Below are 14,959 nucleotides of genomic sequence, written 5' to 3'. Positions count from 1 at the left end.
CTTGCGGCACTCTCCTCGTGCAGGCGAGACGACAGAGATGGAGACGGCATGTTCCGAGGTAACCGTGCGGACCGAGAGTTCCGTGAAGCCCAGCGTGCCGGCCAGGCGCTGCTGGCGATGCACACCGAGTGGCCCGAGGCTCCCGTCCCGGTTGCTGCGCCGGCCCCGGCCGCGCCGACCGACGCCACGGTGGTGCCCGACTTCCTGCCGCCGGAGTTCCGGGCACCGTGCCGCCAGGACGTGTCGGGCTTCATGATGCGCTGGGACCTGCCGCTCGTCATCGACGGCGAAGTCCACGCGTGCCACTGCGGTGCGTACCGGAACTGGATCGTCTTCAACATGCGCGACGACTCGGTGTGGCTGCGCTGCGAGGCCGGCCACGAGGCACAGGAGACCCGGCTGGACAGCGCCTGGTACAACCGCAACTCCGGTCCGGTCGATCACTTCCATCCCACCCTCGAAGACGGCCTGCGCCACCTCGGCCACTGAAAACGCGAAACCCCTTCCCCCTACCCCTGCGTTCGTCGGCACCCGGAGGGCCGACCCGGTCAGACCATCTGTCTCGCATCACCAAAGGGGTTTCCGTATGCGTCGCTCCACCACGACCGCCCTCGGCCTCAGCGCCCTCTGCACCGCCCTTGCCCTGACCGGCTGCGCCGGCCAGGCCGACTCGGCCGGCTCCTCCGCCTCCGCTCAACGGGGCAGCAGCACGCCTACGGCGTCGGTGCCGCTGTCGTCGACTCAGCTGAGCCAGCGGCTGCTCAACGAGAGCGACCTGGGCACCGGCTACACCCGCAAGCCCGAGAGCCCTCGCCGCAACGACGACGTGACCGTGATCGGCTGCCCGGCGCTGGAGAAGCTCGGCGGTGACACAGCCACCGGCTCCGGTCTCGACTTCGCCCGCAAGGCGAAGGCGTCCTTCACCTACACCGGCAGCAACACCTCCGAGGTTAGCGAGGAGCTGTACAGCGACAGCCCGGCGACGCTCTCCACGGGCATCTCGAAGGTCTTCGACGCGATGCTCTCCTGCCCCTCGTACCAGGTCGCTTCGGGGAGCACGGTTGTCGACATGGGCACCGAGAAGTCGGCCGCACCGGACCTCGGTGACGAGCAGTGGAGCCAGCTGCTCACCTTCTCCGCCGGCGGGCAGCGCGGCGTCGTCAAGCAGACGGCGATCCGCACCGGCAACCTCCTGGTCATCGTGTCCGGCTCGCCGGGGCTCGTTGACACTCACCTGGGCAAGGCGCTCGTCAAGGTGCGCACCGCCCACTGATTCACGTCTCCACAGCCCCGGTGTCCGGCCTGTCCTCGTGACAGACGGGACACCGGGGCTTCGTCGTACTGGGTGATCAGCCGCCGAGACGGAGTTCGCCTGGCTCGTAACGGAGTTGGAAGGTCTGCGCGTGCTCCCCATGCATCCAGTACAGGGTCATGGTCGACAGCATGCTCCGCTTGACGTACCGGGTTCGCGAGGGCATGCCTTCGTCCTGCGCGACGATCCACTTTTCTACCCGCTCCGGCAGTCCGAACCTCAATGCGTATTCGTCGGGGTGCTCTGCGGAACGCAGTTCCCAAACGGGGTGCGAGGCTGGCTGGTTGATGCGGCGCAGGCGCACCGCGTGCGTGGGGTGCGCTCTCGCGTAATCCACGAAGGCGTACAGGTCATCCGAGGCCAGTCCCAGAACGAACGGCGCTGCGGGAAAGGCTAGAACAAGACCGAGCCGGGACCGGCTGTACAGGGTCTGCGCAAGGTCATCCAGGGGATCGCGTATCGCTTCGGGCAGGTCTACGTTGCCCGGGTCCATTTCCAGGAGAGGCTCGCGAAGGTACGTCCGTATGTCACGCACCTTCGGCCGCTGGGCCGCTGGAGTTGCTTCAAGCACTGCGTGAATCGTGTCGGCGGTGTCCTTGACGAGATTCCGCAGTACGGCGAAGTCCGGGGCGGAGAGGTCGATCAGGGATATCTGGTGGGCGAGTGCGTAGTCCTGTGCCGCTGGGCTGAAGCCGGATGTGGAGAAGATTGCGTAGCTGTAGCGGTATCGCGTCCGCGGCCGGCCGGTCCCTGGCGCGGTGAGCGTGGTGGTCTCGCCTTCGTTCACGTCGTGGATCACGCCATGGCCGTTGCGCACGGTGGGCAACTGAACTTGCGTGGTGGTCAGGTACTTCGCCTCCACGAACAAGCGGACGGGCAGGGAGAACGGCGGCACGTACCGGAACTGCCCGAGCGCATCAACCTGGTGCCACGCCCCGCGACCGCGGACCAAGAGCCCGTTCTTGTCCTCCTTCAGCACTTTCCACGGCTCTTTGTCTTGGTCGTCGTCGGCCGTGAGGACCTCGAAGCCGCTGGAGCGCAACAGCCAGGCCAGCACCTCTTCCAGGAGGTAGCCGCGCAAGGGTCCTTTGCCGATCACTTTGGCTGCCACGGCGGCGATCCTACGCACGACCTTGATCTTGGTTCCAGAGGTGCATCAATTTCGCCGTTGCCCAGGTACAGCAAAGGCCCGGTGGTGCCGCCCTCGTGAAGAGAGCGGCACCACCGGGCCTGGGCGAAGGGGGGCATCACGCCCGTCGATCCCCGCCGCGGTCGGCGGCTATGCGCAGCCCGCTATCCGCGGCGGACGACGGTGAGACGGTCCTCTGCCCCCTCTGGCAGCACCCGGCGCGGTACCGGTCCAGGTGCTGCGAGCGAGGAGGCAAAGGCCGCGACCAGCTCGTGCGGTGCGCTCGCGCTGAAGCTCGCACACCACAGGTACGGCGCCCCGAGCACGGGCTCCGCCCACGCCTGCCACCCCAGAAGGTCATCGCGGGGGTCGGCGTCGTGGATGAGCGGCGGCAGCATCTCCAGCGAGACGTTCGTGGCGAAGCCCGGGTCCGTGGCGGTCGTCCGCGGGCGATCCATGTCGCGCAACCACCCGCGGGCGGTGAGCGCGGTGAGCACCGCCTCGGCGTTCTCGAGCCCGGCATCGGGGGTCTCGCTCGCGTCGAGCGCGAGCAGGAAATCGGTGAGCGCCTCGTGCGGTACGCCGGCGGTGAAGTACGCGTTCCACTCGATCAGCACCGAGCCAGAGTGCGGCCGGGCAGACATCTGCCAGGCGACCGGGAGGCCGCCCAGCTCTAACGGGTAGGAGGCGAGGATCCATTCGGCGCCGCGCAGGCCGTCGGGGCTCACGTACAGCAGGGAGTTACGGGACGTCGGCCACATGCGCCAGCCGAGATCGGTCAGGGTGTCGCCGATCCGCTCGGCGAGGACTCCGTCATCGCCGGCCAGGTGGCGCGGGGCGACCCAATACATCGGGTCGGGCGAGATGGGGTGGGAGGGATCGATGGGGTGATGCGGGTGCAGGGGCGCCTCCGTCAGTTCGAGGGTGAGTCAGTGGCCATCGTTCGGCCGCGTCGCGCCGCGTCGGCGGCGCGGGGGTGCATCGACCGGACCCTGCCAGGCCAGGGCGACGGCCACGGCGGGCGGCAGGGGGCCGAACTGCTCGGCCTCCGGCGACTCGGCGATGTAGACCACCGATCGACCGTGCTCGTCCACCGACTTCTCCACGCCGCCCAGACGGTGGGCCATGGGGAAGAAGGGGTTGATGGCGAGACGGGCGGGTGTGTCACGGTCGAAGGCGGACAGTGCGTCGATGATGTCGCCGACGGTCATCTCGGGCGAGTGCGGGTCCAAGGCGTTCTCCTAGCGGTAGCGGACGAATCCACGCGAGCAGGGGCAGGGTACGCGGGGCGCATAGAGAGGGAGGGCGGACGTGCCCGTCACAGGGGCCGGGAGGTGGACAGGATCCGGGCCACGGCATCGGCGACAATCTCCGCCGGCGTGTCCGTGGAGAAGGCGATTCGGTAGCCGGGGACGTTCGCGGTGCCGGTGACGGCGATGACCCAGCCCTCGCCGGTCACCCAGTCCTCGTCGGCGCCGCCGGGCCGACCGTTCGGGAAGTAGCCGAGGTAGAACCGGCCGTCGCGCGAGCTGATGTGCACGTCGGCACGGTCGTCGACGATGTGCGTGAAATCGGCCTGCGAGAACTGGTCGATCACGTCCATCGCCTGGCCGACGCCGAGCTTCCAGGAGCGGAGCCGCAAGGCGGCGACCGTAGTGGCGAATCCGGGTTGCGCCGCATCCAAAGCCACAGCATCACCTCTCTGACCTGGGGTTTTCTGGAAGGTCGTTCAGGTTGACATGCTGTTGCGACGTCCACCAGTCCTTTGGGTGGTCTTCCTTGTCTGCCACCGGCGAACTTGTCCTTGGACAGCGAAGTTAGTCGGGAGCGACTCTCTGATCTGCGACGACTGGATTGAATGTCAAACGCCGTGGTCAGGTTCGCGCACGCGGGAGCAGGCGATCCAGCTCTTCACGGGCCCAGCGGCAGTGGTCCACACCGCAGGGGGTCAGACCACGCGCCTCTGCTTCGGACTCGAACTGCGTGTGGAACGAGTCAGGATGCCGCCCGGCACCGGAGACGCGGCCGCAGCTCATGCTGTAGTGGTAGATCTTGAGGGCAGCGCCGATGGTGGTCCGGGTCCAGACAACGGGGTCGCTCCAATGGGCCCTTAGGCTTGCCTCCCGTGCTTCGAGGGCTTGACGTTCACTGGGGATCGGGTCGAGGGCGGTAGCGAAGTCCGCGCGTGCCAGTCCTCGAACGCGCTGACTCTCTCCGCTGTCTTGGAACAGGAGGCGGTCGGCGTCGGTCTCGTGAGTCATGCACCGCTCGCGGATAGCTTGCGCTGCCTGACTGCGCCGCCGCTCGTAGGCTTCCCGATCCGCGAGAAGCTGCTTGAGCTGGTGCCCTCGGTGTTCGTTACGCCAGACGAGTAGGTCCGAAGTACTGATGACGTCCACGGTGCTTTTCCCCCTAATGCGCGTTGTGCGCGCGAGCGTACATCGCGAGCCGAGGACGGGGCCGCAGTGTGCTCGATGTGTGGACGGAGGGAACTCCACGTCCGTGACTACCGCGACTGGGTTGGCTGGCACGGAACGTCAGTCGCCTAAGTACGGTGACACGACGACTGAGTTGGGTGACAACGGACAGAACTGTCCGTTGACAGCTGCGGGATCTCAGATTCCGTGTCGGAATCTCACGATCGATGTCGGATCATTTTCGGATCCGACACGGAGTTGAGACTCGCAGGTGTCCTGTTGCAGTGAAGCTGTCGGATTCTCACTGGTTCTCGTTCGTGCTGACCGATTCTCATCGCGTCGCGCGCTGAGTGGGGAACCCGAGCGACGGTGGGGATCTTCTCGGCCTATCGACACGACTCCGGCTTCCGCGAACACCAGGTGGGGCGAGAAACGAAGGTCCGCGTTCTCAACCCACCTGGCAGCCGAGCAGATCAGTAGCCCACTGTCTGCCAAGTGCACTGCGACAGGACAGCAGGTCGCGTCTGTACCTCGTTCGAGTTGTAACGCTGCGGATGGACTCCCGCCAGCCTTTCGGCGCCAGCATCGTGCTGACCATCGGATGGCTGGAGTTCCTTGCCGGGCACTGGTCTGCACCGGGCTGGCCGCTCAGCCCTTCAAGTACAGGAGGCCCGCGCTCATGAAAACCTCCCGCATCCTCAAGCGCTCCGCTCTGGCCGTGGCCGGCACCGCCGGTGTCCTGGCGGTGGCGGTGACTATCATCCCTCAGGAGGAGACCCCGGCCGCTCAGAGTGTGACGTCCTCTCCGCTCCTGGCCGCCGCCCTTATGCAAGCGGCTTCGCTGCCTTTCCCCTGCCAGGAAGCGATCTTCAAGACCGGGGATCAGTTCGCCACCACCCGCTACGCCGTCCCGGTCGAGTTCTGGAACGCCGCTGTCGCCGCTCTGGGCAGTCTGACCGAGACCGAGCGGGCCGAACTGACCGGACCTGCCTGTGCGGCGTGGAACAGTTGGGCCACCGCCAACAGCTCCGCCGTGACGGGTGAACTCGACAACCGCTACCGCAACGCCGCCCCGCCGGTGTGCAACAAGTTCACCGTCGCCACGGTAGGAACGGTCAGGAAGTTCTCTCCGAACACCCCGGCGGCGACCCGGGACCTGGAGAAGGTGGTCAAGAAGGTGTTGACCGAGGCCATGACCAAGCTTTCCGCTACGGCCTCCGACACCACCTGCCGCACCTCCTACAGCACCGCCAAGACCGCCTGGTAGCCACCGCGGCCCTGGCCTGACATGCAGGTGGCGACACCACGCGGGGATGTCGGCCCGGATGTCAATCATGGACAAATTCCCGCGTGGTGAGTCCTTTTCGAACTGCGTTGTGTGCCTGTTTCACCGTGTCGGGCGGTTTGGCGATAGGTCTGTGGATCTGACCGTGCCCGTGCCACCGCATTTGGGGATGACCTGGCGACTAGTGCTTACGGGATAGGAGGGGCGGCGCGGTGGAGGTAAGGGGGGTGCATCATGCCTACCGTCGGCATGCGGTCCTGCGGGGGATCGACTTGGAACTTGGGCCCGGTGTGCTGGCCGGGATCGTCGGCGAGAACGGCGCGGGCAAGACCACTCTGTTGAAAATCCTCGCCGGTGAACTGCCTGCGGATCGTGGCGCGGTGCGTCACCGGGGGCGTTTTGGCTACTGCCCGCAGGATGTGGTCCTCAACGACGCCCTAACCGTCCGCCAGCACCTGGAGTTCTTCAAGACGGCCTTCGCGCTTGCCGACCTGCGTCATGCCGAGAAGGTCATGGAGGCTCTGCAGTTCTCCCAGTACGCCGATGCGCGCGCCGGGGTGCTCAGCGGCGGGACCCGGCAGAAGCTGAACCTCACGCTCGCGCTCATGCACGATCCGCAGGTTCTGCTGCTGGACGAGCCGTACCAGGGTTTCGACTGGGACACCTACCAGCGCTTCTGGGAACTGGCCGCCCAGCTGCGCGAAGCCGGCCGTTCTGTCCTGGTGGTCTCCCATCTGGCCTACGACACCGAACGCCTCGATGAGCTGTGGCGTCTGGAGGCGGGCGCGCTGCGCCTGGAGACGGCGGCACCGGCATGAGGACACACCTGGACCTGTTCACCACAGCCACCCGGTACGACCTGATCGAGCACGCCCGCAACCGGTTCGCCATGCTGCTGGTCGTCTTCTTCATTCCCACCTGGGTCGGCCTGGTCTACCTCACCATCCCCGACAAAGCGGCCCCGTTCCAACTGGCCTCCACCGGAGAGAGGCTGGCGCCTGCCGGCAATGAGCTGACTCAGATCACCGGTGCCCTCAACGCCGTCACCCTGGTCACCGGGTTCATGATGTTCGCCGCCACCTTCACCGGCGGGCGCTTCGACCGACGCCTGGCCATGGCCGGCTACCCCCGCACCCATCTCGTCGTGGCCAAGGCCGCCTCGCTGGTCCTGGCCTCCGCGCTCCTGGCCGCTTATGCCACCGCGGCCATGTGCATCGCCTGGACACCGAAACAGCCCTACCTGCTCGCCGCCGCCCTGTTCTGTGCCGCGCTGACCTACGGAGCCATGGGCGTGATCTTCGGATCCCTGCTGCGCCGCGAGGTCGAGGGCATGTTCGCCCTGGTGATGACCAGTGTCATCGACGTCGCCCTGCAGAACCCCATGGTCAGCTCCGGCGCCGGCAACCCGCTGACACGCCTGCTGCCCACCTACGGCTCCGTCCAGGCCGCCACCGCAGCCGGGTTCTCCACCACCTCCGTACCCGCATACCTCGCTTGGCAGCTGCTGTGGTTCGCCGCCGCCGCACTCCTGGGTCTTGTGGCCTTCCACCACCGCACCCGCAACGCCCTGCCCCGACCAGGCCGTCACGACCGGTCCGTAACCGCGGAACCACGCGACTCTGCGCCCCTCGATGCCCAGCGGGCACCAGCTGCCAGCCCGAACTCCTCACCGGGCTCCCCGTAACCGATGTCCGCCGCACTCATCCGGTCGGGCGACATCAGTGCTATCTCCGGCCGACCACAGGGCACGCCTTCTGGCCCTCACCCTCAAGACTCCGCACCGACGAAGGAGCCCGCATGAGCAGCACATCAGAAGTGGAACAAACGGCGATTCCAGCCCAGCGGGGAGGTGTGCCGCGCTTCCACTACCCCTTGCCGATGCCGGAGGTCTCCCACGTCCCCATGGACGCCGCGGCCCAGGCCCAAGCGTGGAAAGAGTCGTACGGGTTTCCCGAACTGAGCCCTGAACCCCGCTGCTTTCCCGGGACTGTCCTGGCCTGGTGCCTTGGAAGGTTCTCCACCCCAGAGTCCAGCAAGGCAGTGCTCCGCGGCCTCGGCTGCCTGGGCGAGTGGCTATTCGTCATCGACGACGATGTGCTCGATCACCCCGAAGCCCGCAGCCGGGCCAGCGAAGTCATCCGTCTCGTGGGCCAGATCGCGCATGTGGTGGAATCTCCGGGATACCGAGTACCGAAGAATGCAAGCCCCCTCGTCGCGGCAGTGCATGACGTGATGGAGCAACTGCGCGCGGAGTGCACACCCACACAGGTGGCCCGCCTGAGCGCCGGAATCAGGTCCTTTCTCGCCAGTGCCGTGCACAAGATTCACCTGGACGACCCCGACGAAGACGAATACCTTGCCCTGCGCATTCACGACATCGGCGGATGCGCGTTCGCAGCGATGATCGAAATGTGCGGCCCCGCTCCCATCCCGGACGAGGACTGGAACGCACCGGCAGTCCAGGCCATCATCGAATGCGCGGCCCTGCTCTGCGGAGTGGAAAACGATGTCGTCTCCTACCACAAGGAGAAAGCAGAAGGCCAGACGTCCCCGAACTTCGTGGGCGTCCTGCAGGCGACCCGCCAGCTCTCTTTCGATCAGGCCGTCACCGCGGCGATCGAGACGCGCGACCGCTTGATGCTCCTCTTCCTGCGTCTGCGCGAGCGCCTGATGTCCACGGCCGAGCCGCCCCTGCAGCACCTCATCGAGCGACTCGGCCAGTTCATCATCGCCAACACCGAAATCAACATGTGCGCGCCGCGCTACACCCCGTCAGCCGCACAACGCTTCGCTCTGGAAGACGTCGTCAAGACACCCGCCTGCTGGGCACCGTCTCTGTCGATCACCACCACCAGCCCCCTGCCCTACCCGAGCATCTCCTGGTGGTGGGACCACTGCTGAACATCCCCTGCCCCAGCCCGCCATGACCTTCGAGCAACAAGCCACGAACTCCGAAAGAGCGGTGCCTGGGGCTGAGCAGGCGCACAGGAACAAGCCCGTCCGGCACTTCCGAGCGGGCTAGTGCCCCCCTCCTCCGGCCGTAGCACCAGGAGAGACGGGCGATCCTCTCCGGGTGAGCTGCAACGACGTAGTGCATGCGGTCTTCTCTCCGATGCCGAACAGGCACGCACCGCGCCGCACCCCGACGGCATCCGGGGACAACAAACCCAGCCGCCTGGCAATGATCCCGAGGATTCGGACAGGAGCCTGAGACTGACGGGCCTGACACGGTGTGAGAACACCGTGAGAAGCCGCAGATCACGGCGTCGGCGGATGCCACCAAAGCGGAGACCCTACACATCCGATCGAGTCGATTGACATAGAACCCGCCTGTTTCGAGATTTGACAGAAGACCTCTAGTAGGACTCCGTTAGGTCTGCCTGCTGGCCGTTTTCAGGGGCATGAGGAGTGTGTGGACGCACATGAAGTCAATCGTGCTCGGGCGAAGTTGGCGTTATTCGTGGCGGATGTGTTCGCCTCGATACCGCGCAAGGACCAGCGGGCCAAGAGCGACTGCTACCTGCGGGGACTGATGATGGACGGCCGCCGCAAGTCCATCCAGGCCATGGCCTCGCGGCTGCCAGACGGCAATGAACAGAACCTGCAGCAGTTCGTGAACCAGTCCACCTGGGATCCGGTACCCGTGCGCAGGCGGATCGCCGAGCGGCTGGTGCCGCAGATCGGCCCGGACGCCTGGGCGGTCGATGACGTGTCGTTCCCCAAGGACGGACGGATGTCGGTCGGTGTCGCTCACCAGTACTGCGGTGCGCTGGGCAAGCAGGCGAACTGCCAGGTCGCGGTCAGCGTGCACGCGGTCTCCGACAGGGCCTCGTGTCCGCTGAACTGGCGGCTGTTCCTGCCCAAGGAGTGGGCCGAGGACACCACCCGGCGCCGGCGGACCGGTATGCCGCAGGACGTCGGGCACCGGGAGAAGTGGCGGCTGGCGCTGGATGCCCTGGACGAACTGGCCGGCTGGCAACTGGTGCCGCCGGTCGTGGTGGCGGATGCCGGCTACGGCCAGAACGCGGATTTCCGCGCCGCCCTGGCCGAGCGGGAGATTCCGTATGTGGTCGGCATCCGTGGCGATCTGACCGTCCAGCCTCATGACGCGCAACCCGCCGCCCCGGCCTTCTCCGGCACCGGACGCCCGCCGGTTCCCCGCTACCGGCAGCCGCCGGTGCCGGTAGCGGGCCTCGCTGCGGCCGCTGGACGGGAAGCCTTCCAGGAAGTGACCTGGCGGGAAGGCTCTCGCGGCCCGATGACCTCGCGCTTCCTCGCGATATGGGTCCGGCCGGCTGGGGTGCGCCCGCGTCGGCTGGCCCAGGCGGCCGCAGTGGCCGAGCACGGCCGGTGGGACGGCGTCCTGCCCCAGGTGCGGCTGCTGGCCGAATGGGCCGACGGCGAGGACAAGCCGACCCGCTTCTGGCTGTCGGACCTGCCCGACGACACCCCGGTCGCCGACCTGGTCCGCCTGGCAAAGATCCGCTGGCGCATCGAGCACGACTATCGAGAACTCAAGCACGGCCTGGGCCTGGACCACTTCGAAGGCCGCTCCTGGAACGGCTGGCACCATCACGCCACCCTGGTCACCGCTGCCCATGCCTTCCTCACCGAGCAGCGGCTGGCCCCAAAAGCCGACACACCGGACTCACCCTCTACCAGATCCTCGACGCCCTCCAGGACCTGCTGAACTGCTGGACCGGCATCTGCACCACCTGCCACCAACCACTGCCCAGCAGGACGACACCAAGATCAAGACAGACCTAACGGAGTCCTACTAGTCCTACGACGTGACGGGCGTGCGGGACCCGTCCCGGGCACCCGCGTATAGAACGGCCCCATGACCACATCGGAAACACCGGCCCGCCGCCGTAGGGCCAGGCTGTCTGCGGCGCGCGGCCCGGCGGGGACCGTCTGCGCCCTGGCCCTCGCCGCCGCGCTGACCGGCTGCGGCTCCGACTCGGGCGGCGACGTGGGGGCGTCCGCGCCGGCCGCGCCCTCGCGTTCGGCCGAACCGTCGCCCGCCTCGCCCACGCCCACGAAGCCCTCCTCATCGCCGTCGCCAACCGCGGTGAAGCCAATGAAGCCGTCAACCCGGGCCGAGCTGCGGGCGTGTGCAGACGGAAGCTGCACTGTCGTCGTGACGAAGGGCACCGAGATCCCGCGCGCCGCCGGCCTTCGGGCCGGACCGTTCACCGTGAGCGCCGTCGGTGCCGAGGGCGTGGACCTGACCTCGGTCGACGCGAGCGGATTCACCTCCAACCTGCTCGGGCAACGCCCCGACCAGGGCGGGCCCTCCACCGTCAACGAGCTGTCGATCGCCGTTCTCGCCATCGCGGGGGACACCGCGAGGCTGCGGCTCTTCCCAGCGGAGTAGGGCGGGTGCCGTTTCGGCAGCGCCGCCGGGGAACTCCAGCGGGACCTACAGCGCGAGCTGACCTACAGCGCAAACCTCTCGGGAGGGGGTCCCGCATAGAGCGAGGGACTCTGCGCGTCCGCTCTAGCTGACGAACCGCCCCGTTGATCAAAATGACCAGTCGGCGGCTCATTGAAGGGGGAATGCAGTGGTATCCGCAGCGACTACCTGCCGGGGGCGGCTCTTTCTCACGCTGTGCAGTTGCTTCGCGTTCATCGCAGTGTCCGCATGCACCAGCAACTCGTCCCAGGATCAGTCGGAAGCAGAAGCACCTCCGACGCGGACCATCACGATGACACCGCACGAACCTTCAGCTTCTCCGTCGGACGAGGAAACTCCCGATCCGGTCTCCACCGCAGTGTGTCTCGGTGAACGGCCCTACAACCCCGACAGCACACCGTACGCGGGCAAGGGTCCGCATCCGATGACGATCATCCACCATGACCACGGCCCCGCCACGCTGGAGCTGCAGTACGTCACCCTGCCCGACGGCTGGAACCCAGAGATCGACTTCGACTGGACGGACGAGGAGGAGGATCACAACAAGGTCCAGCTGGTGGTCTGCGACGATGCCGTCGCCACCGGAGGCGTCATGGGCACCTGCACGTTCGATTATCCGGGAATGTCCGGGACCATGGATGTCGTCCAGGCAGACCACACATTCGTGGTCAGGGAGGCGCGCACCGGCCGCGAGGTTGCCGAATTCAGCATGCAGGGCACCGCTGGGGCTGAGGAATCATGTCCCAGCTCGGCAATGGACAGCGGCAACACACAGATCGCCCAGGCGGTGAACGACGACGCCGTTGCCGCGAAGCTGCGCTCCCTATATGAAGGGCCAGCCAGGACAACCTGAACTGGGGTGAGAGCCCCGGGAGATCACTCACAGCTCGCAGCCGGCCAGCCCGAGGTCTGCCATGGGCTGGGTGGCGGTCACGCCGTGGGCGCGGTGAACGCGGGCATACCAGGCAGGCGGCTCGGTCTCACTCAGCCTGCCCAACCGACGTCGTACACATCGATCCCGTCCGGGTACGCGGTGAACGCCACCCAGCACCGAGACCCGAACCAGAGCGCCCCTTCCCAGCCGCCGAACGACGGCCAAGCGTCGCGGCGGACCAGCACGTTGGCGATCGTCTCCATGACCTCCTGGCGGCCGTCGTCCGGGAGGTCGGCCAGCGCCTCATCGACCCGGAACGCCAGATCCGCCCTGTACGACATCGCGCACCCCCGTGCTCGTGATCAACTAGGGGCAGCACCGTATGGCGAGACGGCACAACGCGTGACGGCCTGTGGATAACTCCGGGCATCCGTAAGGCACTCTGTCAGCCCAGTGCGCGCGTAGGGTCCCAGGCGAGGCGGCCACGCGGCGCCGGAATCCCCGCGGACCAGCACCCACGCCCCGCAGGCGGACAAGGTTCCCCGAATCGCGTACGACGACGCCTACGCCAAGAGTGCCCGGCACAGGCTCGGGCTGACCGTGTCCCTGCCCGCTCCTCTCGGGTTCGAGCTGGACACGGCCGAGGTCCGAGGCGGTGGTGGACTCGCTCCTCCGCCCCTCCACTCCTGCCTCAAGGCATCGCACACGTCGACGCGGCGCCCTCGTGTTGGTACCAGACGCTGTCCAGCTCACGGCTGTCCGGCAGGGTGTGGCGGGCCGGTCCGGGGGCCGGGACGAAGCCGGCGCGTTCCAGGGCGCGGCGGCACGCGAGGTTCGCCGTCGCCGTGCCCGCCCGTACCGTCGGCAGACCGGCGTGGCCATGGGCGAACTCCGCACCCGCCAGGAACAGTTCAGCGCCGAGGCCCTGGCCTCGATGGTCGGGGGCGAGAATGCCGCCGATCTCACCCCTGTCGTGGTCGAGTTCGAGGTACCCGGCGTAGCGCCCTGTGTCGCGGCGTACACAGACCATGAACTCGGGCATCTCGGGGCTGGGTTCGAAGGGCTCGGCCAGCTCGGGGTTGGACCTGATGAACCAACGGGGGGTGGCGCCGGTGGGCCCCAGGCGCAGCAGGGCCCGTCTGGTGTCGGCGTCCGGTACGACCTGACCGGCGTGGTTCCCCTGCCAGCGCTGGGCCTCGGGGTCCGCGCCCGCGGCGATGGCCGCCAACGCGTCGAGCTGGGTCACCGGGGTGTAGAGCAGCAGGTGCCGGGTGGCCAGGGCGTGCCGGCCGGGCGTGCACGCGTCCGGGACCGGGAGGCCCGAGGCCGCCCGGCGACGTCGTAGGAGCGACCGAATCATGGAACCCCCCGTTGCATTCGTCCTGGTGCGTCCGGCCGAATGTACCGGCAAGGGAGAGCGCCGTACCCCCGTCCTCGACCGACGCCGGTCCCCGCCCCGGCCCGCGCAGGACGTACCCGTCGCGTGCTGAGGAGTGGGAGCGTCCGGCGGGGAGCTGTCCGAGGTCAGAGTTCTTGCCCGAACAGCGGCACATCACCGGGAGTCAGATCGCTCCTGACACGCTCCAGCCGCACGGGGTGGCGCCAGCGGCCGGCCGCGTCCAGGGACACGTCGACCGCGACCTCCGCGACGACAACCGGCTCGACCAGCCGTACGGCGAGCTGCTCCCGCGACCCCCAGCTCGCGCTGAATGTCCAGCCCGTCCACGGGTGCGCGGGTCCGCCCTGTAGGAGTTCGGCGGCAAGAATTTGGCGGACGGCCAGGTTCAGGACGGTGGTGCGTCCGGTGTACTGGAGTCGGCCGTCGGCGTCGAAACGGCCGAGCAGGGCCGTGGTGGGTGCGGTCGGGGCACCGGTGACCGCGCCGATCACGGCCTCGGTCGTGTGCCGGGTGCGGTATTTGCGCCACGCCCTGAACGCGGGCAGGTACCGCTGGTCCAGGCGCTTGAAGACGAGGCCCTCCAGTCCGGCCGTCGACCACTCCAGCCAGTCGGTGGCCTGCTTCGGGTCGGTGGTGGAGGGACACAGGGTCCAGGGAGCCTGTAGGCGGTGGTCGGCGAAGAGCTGTTCCAGTGCCGCGCGGCGAGCCTGGTAGGGCTGCGCGGTCAGGTCGGCGCCCGCCCGCAGCAGGTCGAAGGCGACAAAGTGGGCTGGCCACTGCTCGGCCGCACGGACAGCGGTCGCCGCCCTGCGGTGCGCACGCTGCTGAAGACGCTCGAAGGACAGCCGGTCGCTCTCCCACACCACCAGTTCCCCGTCGAGCGCCGTGTCGTCGGGCAACTGCGAGGCCGCGGCGACGATCTCGGGAAAGCCCGCCGTCAGGTTCCCGCCTCGGCGGGAACGGATCAGGACCCGGTCGCCGGGCCACCGTCCCAGCAGCGCCCGGTAGCCGTCCCATTTCGGTTCGGCCGCGTGTTCCGGGTGGAGCACGGGGTCGGATGTGGGGGTGGCGAGCATCGGCTCCGGCAGGGACCAGGTCGAGGACATGGTCGAAGGTGTTCCACCGTG

Annotated in this window: 17 protein-coding genes; 9 read left to right on the top strand and 8 right to left on the bottom strand. The window is 67.7% G+C overall.

Translation table 11 applies throughout. The features are described 5' to 3' along the window. The first annotated feature begins 48 nt into the window (after window positions 1-48). The gene (locus tag OG254_RS39385) at window positions 49-489 is read left to right on the top strand and encodes a hypothetical protein (RefSeq protein WP_405591845.1); all 441 of its coding nucleotides are present in this window, start codon (window positions 49-51) and stop codon (window positions 487-489) included. A 97-nt stretch (window positions 490-586) separates the two neighbouring features. Beyond that, window positions 587-1,273: a hypothetical protein gene (locus OG254_RS39380; protein ID WP_405591842.1), complete on the top strand. Its 687-nt coding sequence runs from the start codon at window positions 587-589 to the stop codon at window positions 1,271-1,273. Window positions 1,274-1,349: 76 nt separating this feature from the next. Here the strand turns inward: OG254_RS39380 and OG254_RS39375 are convergent, their stop codons facing one another. The 5 genes from OG254_RS39375 to OG254_RS39355 form a co-directional block, all read right to left on the bottom strand. Beyond that, the gene (locus OG254_RS39375) at window positions 1,350-2,423 is read right to left on the bottom strand and encodes a hypothetical protein (protein WP_405591840.1); all 1,074 of its coding nucleotides are present in this window, start codon (window positions 2,421-2,423) and stop codon (window positions 1,350-1,352) included. Between the two features lie 182 nt (window positions 2,424-2,605). Then, window positions 2,606-3,292: a DUF317 domain-containing protein gene (locus tag OG254_RS39370; RefSeq protein ID WP_405591837.1), complete on the bottom strand. Its 687-nt coding sequence runs from the start codon at window positions 3,290-3,292 to the stop codon at window positions 2,606-2,608. A gap of 78 nt (window positions 3,293-3,370) precedes the next feature. Continuing rightward, window positions 3,371-3,652 carry a hypothetical protein gene (locus tag OG254_RS39365; protein ID WP_405595465.1) on the bottom strand — a complete coding sequence of 94 codons (282 nt, stop codon included), beginning with the start codon at window positions 3,650-3,652 and terminating at the stop codon, window positions 3,371-3,373. A gap of 107 nt (window positions 3,653-3,759) precedes the next feature. After that, window positions 3,760-4,083, bottom strand: a complete 324-nt coding sequence (locus OG254_RS39360) for a DUF317 domain-containing protein (protein WP_405591834.1) — start codon at window positions 4,081-4,083, stop codon at window positions 3,760-3,762. A 232-nt stretch (window positions 4,084-4,315) separates the two neighbouring features. Next, entirely contained in the window at window positions 4,316-4,840 is a 525-nt protein-coding gene (locus OG254_RS39355) for a hypothetical protein (protein WP_405591831.1), read from the bottom strand. Window positions 4,841-5,537: 697 nt separating this feature from the next. Here OG254_RS39355 and OG254_RS39350 point away from each other — a divergent pair. From OG254_RS39350 to OG254_RS39320, 7 genes are all read left to right on the top strand, one after another. Then, entirely contained in the window at window positions 5,538-6,125 is a 588-nt protein-coding gene (locus OG254_RS39350) for a hypothetical protein (protein ID WP_405591828.1), read from the top strand. Between the two features lie 230 nt (window positions 6,126-6,355). Continuing rightward, complete coding sequence (locus OG254_RS39345; protein WP_405591826.1) at window positions 6,356-6,961, top strand: ATP-binding cassette domain-containing protein; 606 nt, start codon at window positions 6,356-6,358, stop codon at window positions 6,959-6,961. After that, complete coding sequence (locus OG254_RS39340) at window positions 6,958-7,827, top strand: ABC transporter permease (protein ID WP_405591823.1); 870 nt, start codon at window positions 6,958-6,960, stop codon at window positions 7,825-7,827. Before OG254_RS39345 ends, OG254_RS39340 begins: the two co-directional genes overlap by 4 nt. Window positions 7,828-7,940: 113 nt before the next feature. Further along, complete coding sequence (locus tag OG254_RS39335; protein ID WP_405591820.1) at window positions 7,941-9,044, top strand: terpene synthase family protein; 1,104 nt, start codon at window positions 7,941-7,943, stop codon at window positions 9,042-9,044. 511 nt (window positions 9,045-9,555) lie between these two features. Then, window positions 9,556-10,833 (top strand): IS701 family transposase, encoded by a 1,278-nt coding sequence (locus OG254_RS39330; protein ID WP_405591818.1) that lies wholly within the window; start codon window positions 9,556-9,558, stop codon window positions 10,831-10,833. Window positions 10,834-11,283: 450 nt separating this feature from the next. Continuing rightward, a complete protein-coding gene (locus tag OG254_RS39325; RefSeq protein WP_405591815.1) occupies window positions 11,284-11,520 on the top strand; it encodes a hypothetical protein in 237 nt (78 codons plus the stop codon). 331 nt (window positions 11,521-11,851) lie between these two features. Beyond that, window positions 11,852-12,412 carry a hypothetical protein gene (locus OG254_RS39320; protein WP_405591812.1) on the top strand — a complete coding sequence of 187 codons (561 nt, stop codon included), beginning with the start codon at window positions 11,852-11,854 and terminating at the stop codon, window positions 12,410-12,412. Between the two features lie 131 nt (window positions 12,413-12,543). On the opposite strand, the gene OG254_RS39315 is transcribed toward OG254_RS39320, so the two are convergent. The 3 genes from OG254_RS39315 to OG254_RS39305 form a co-directional block, all read right to left on the bottom strand. Further along, window positions 12,544-12,774: a hypothetical protein gene (locus OG254_RS39315; RefSeq protein ID WP_405591809.1), complete on the bottom strand. Its 231-nt coding sequence runs from the start codon at window positions 12,772-12,774 to the stop codon at window positions 12,544-12,546. A 350-nt stretch (window positions 12,775-13,124) separates the two neighbouring features. Then, entirely contained in the window at window positions 13,125-13,793 is a 669-nt protein-coding gene (locus OG254_RS39310) for a GNAT family N-acetyltransferase (RefSeq protein ID WP_405591806.1), read from the bottom strand. 164 nt (window positions 13,794-13,957) lie between these two features. Then, entirely contained in the window at window positions 13,958-14,938 is a 981-nt protein-coding gene (locus OG254_RS39305; protein WP_405591803.1) for an ATP-dependent DNA ligase, read from the bottom strand. Window positions 14,939-14,959 lie beyond the last annotated feature (21 nt).

The sequence above is a fragment of the Streptomyces sp. NBC_01092 genome, from assembly GCF_045039535.1.
GTDB lineage: Bacteria > Actinomycetota > Actinomycetes > Streptomycetales > Streptomycetaceae > Streptomyces.
The sequence above is the reverse complement of the archived record's forward strand: the minus strand, read 5'-3'. Positions and strand labels throughout refer to the sequence as shown.

Coding starts and splice junctions, on each gene's coding strand:
- OG254_RS39310 (WP_405591806.1), bottom strand. CDS start 13,793: ATGATTCGGTCGCTCCTACGACGTCGCCGGGCGGCCTCGGGCCTCCCG.
- OG254_RS39350 (WP_405591828.1), top strand. CDS start 5,538: ATGAAAACCTCCCGCATCCTCAAGCGCTCCGCTCTGGCCGTGGCCGGC.
- OG254_RS39365 (WP_405595465.1), bottom strand. CDS start 3,652: ATGACCGTCGGCGACATCATCGACGCACTGTCCGCCTTCGACCGTGAC.
- OG254_RS39340 (WP_405591823.1), top strand. CDS start 6,958: ATGAGGACACACCTGGACCTGTTCACCACAGCCACCCGGTACGACCTG.
- OG254_RS39320 (WP_405591812.1), top strand. CDS start 11,852: ATGACACCGCACGAACCTTCAGCTTCTCCGTCGGACGAGGAAACTCCC.
- OG254_RS39385 (WP_405591845.1), top strand. CDS start 49: ATGTTCCGAGGTAACCGTGCGGACCGAGAGTTCCGTGAAGCCCAGCGT.
- OG254_RS39305 (WP_405591803.1), bottom strand. CDS start 14,938: ATGTCCTCGACCTGGTCCCTGCCGGAGCCGATGCTCGCCACCCCCACA.
- OG254_RS39335 (WP_405591820.1), top strand. CDS start 7,941: ATGAGCAGCACATCAGAAGTGGAACAAACGGCGATTCCAGCCCAGCGG.
- OG254_RS39370 (WP_405591837.1), bottom strand. CDS start 3,292: ATGTATTGGGTCGCCCCGCGCCACCTGGCCGGCGATGACGGAGTCCTC.
- OG254_RS39380 (WP_405591842.1), top strand. CDS start 587: ATGCGTCGCTCCACCACGACCGCCCTCGGCCTCAGCGCCCTCTGCACC.
- OG254_RS39315 (WP_405591809.1), bottom strand. CDS start 12,774: ATGTCGTACAGGGCGGATCTGGCGTTCCGGGTCGATGAGGCGCTGGCC.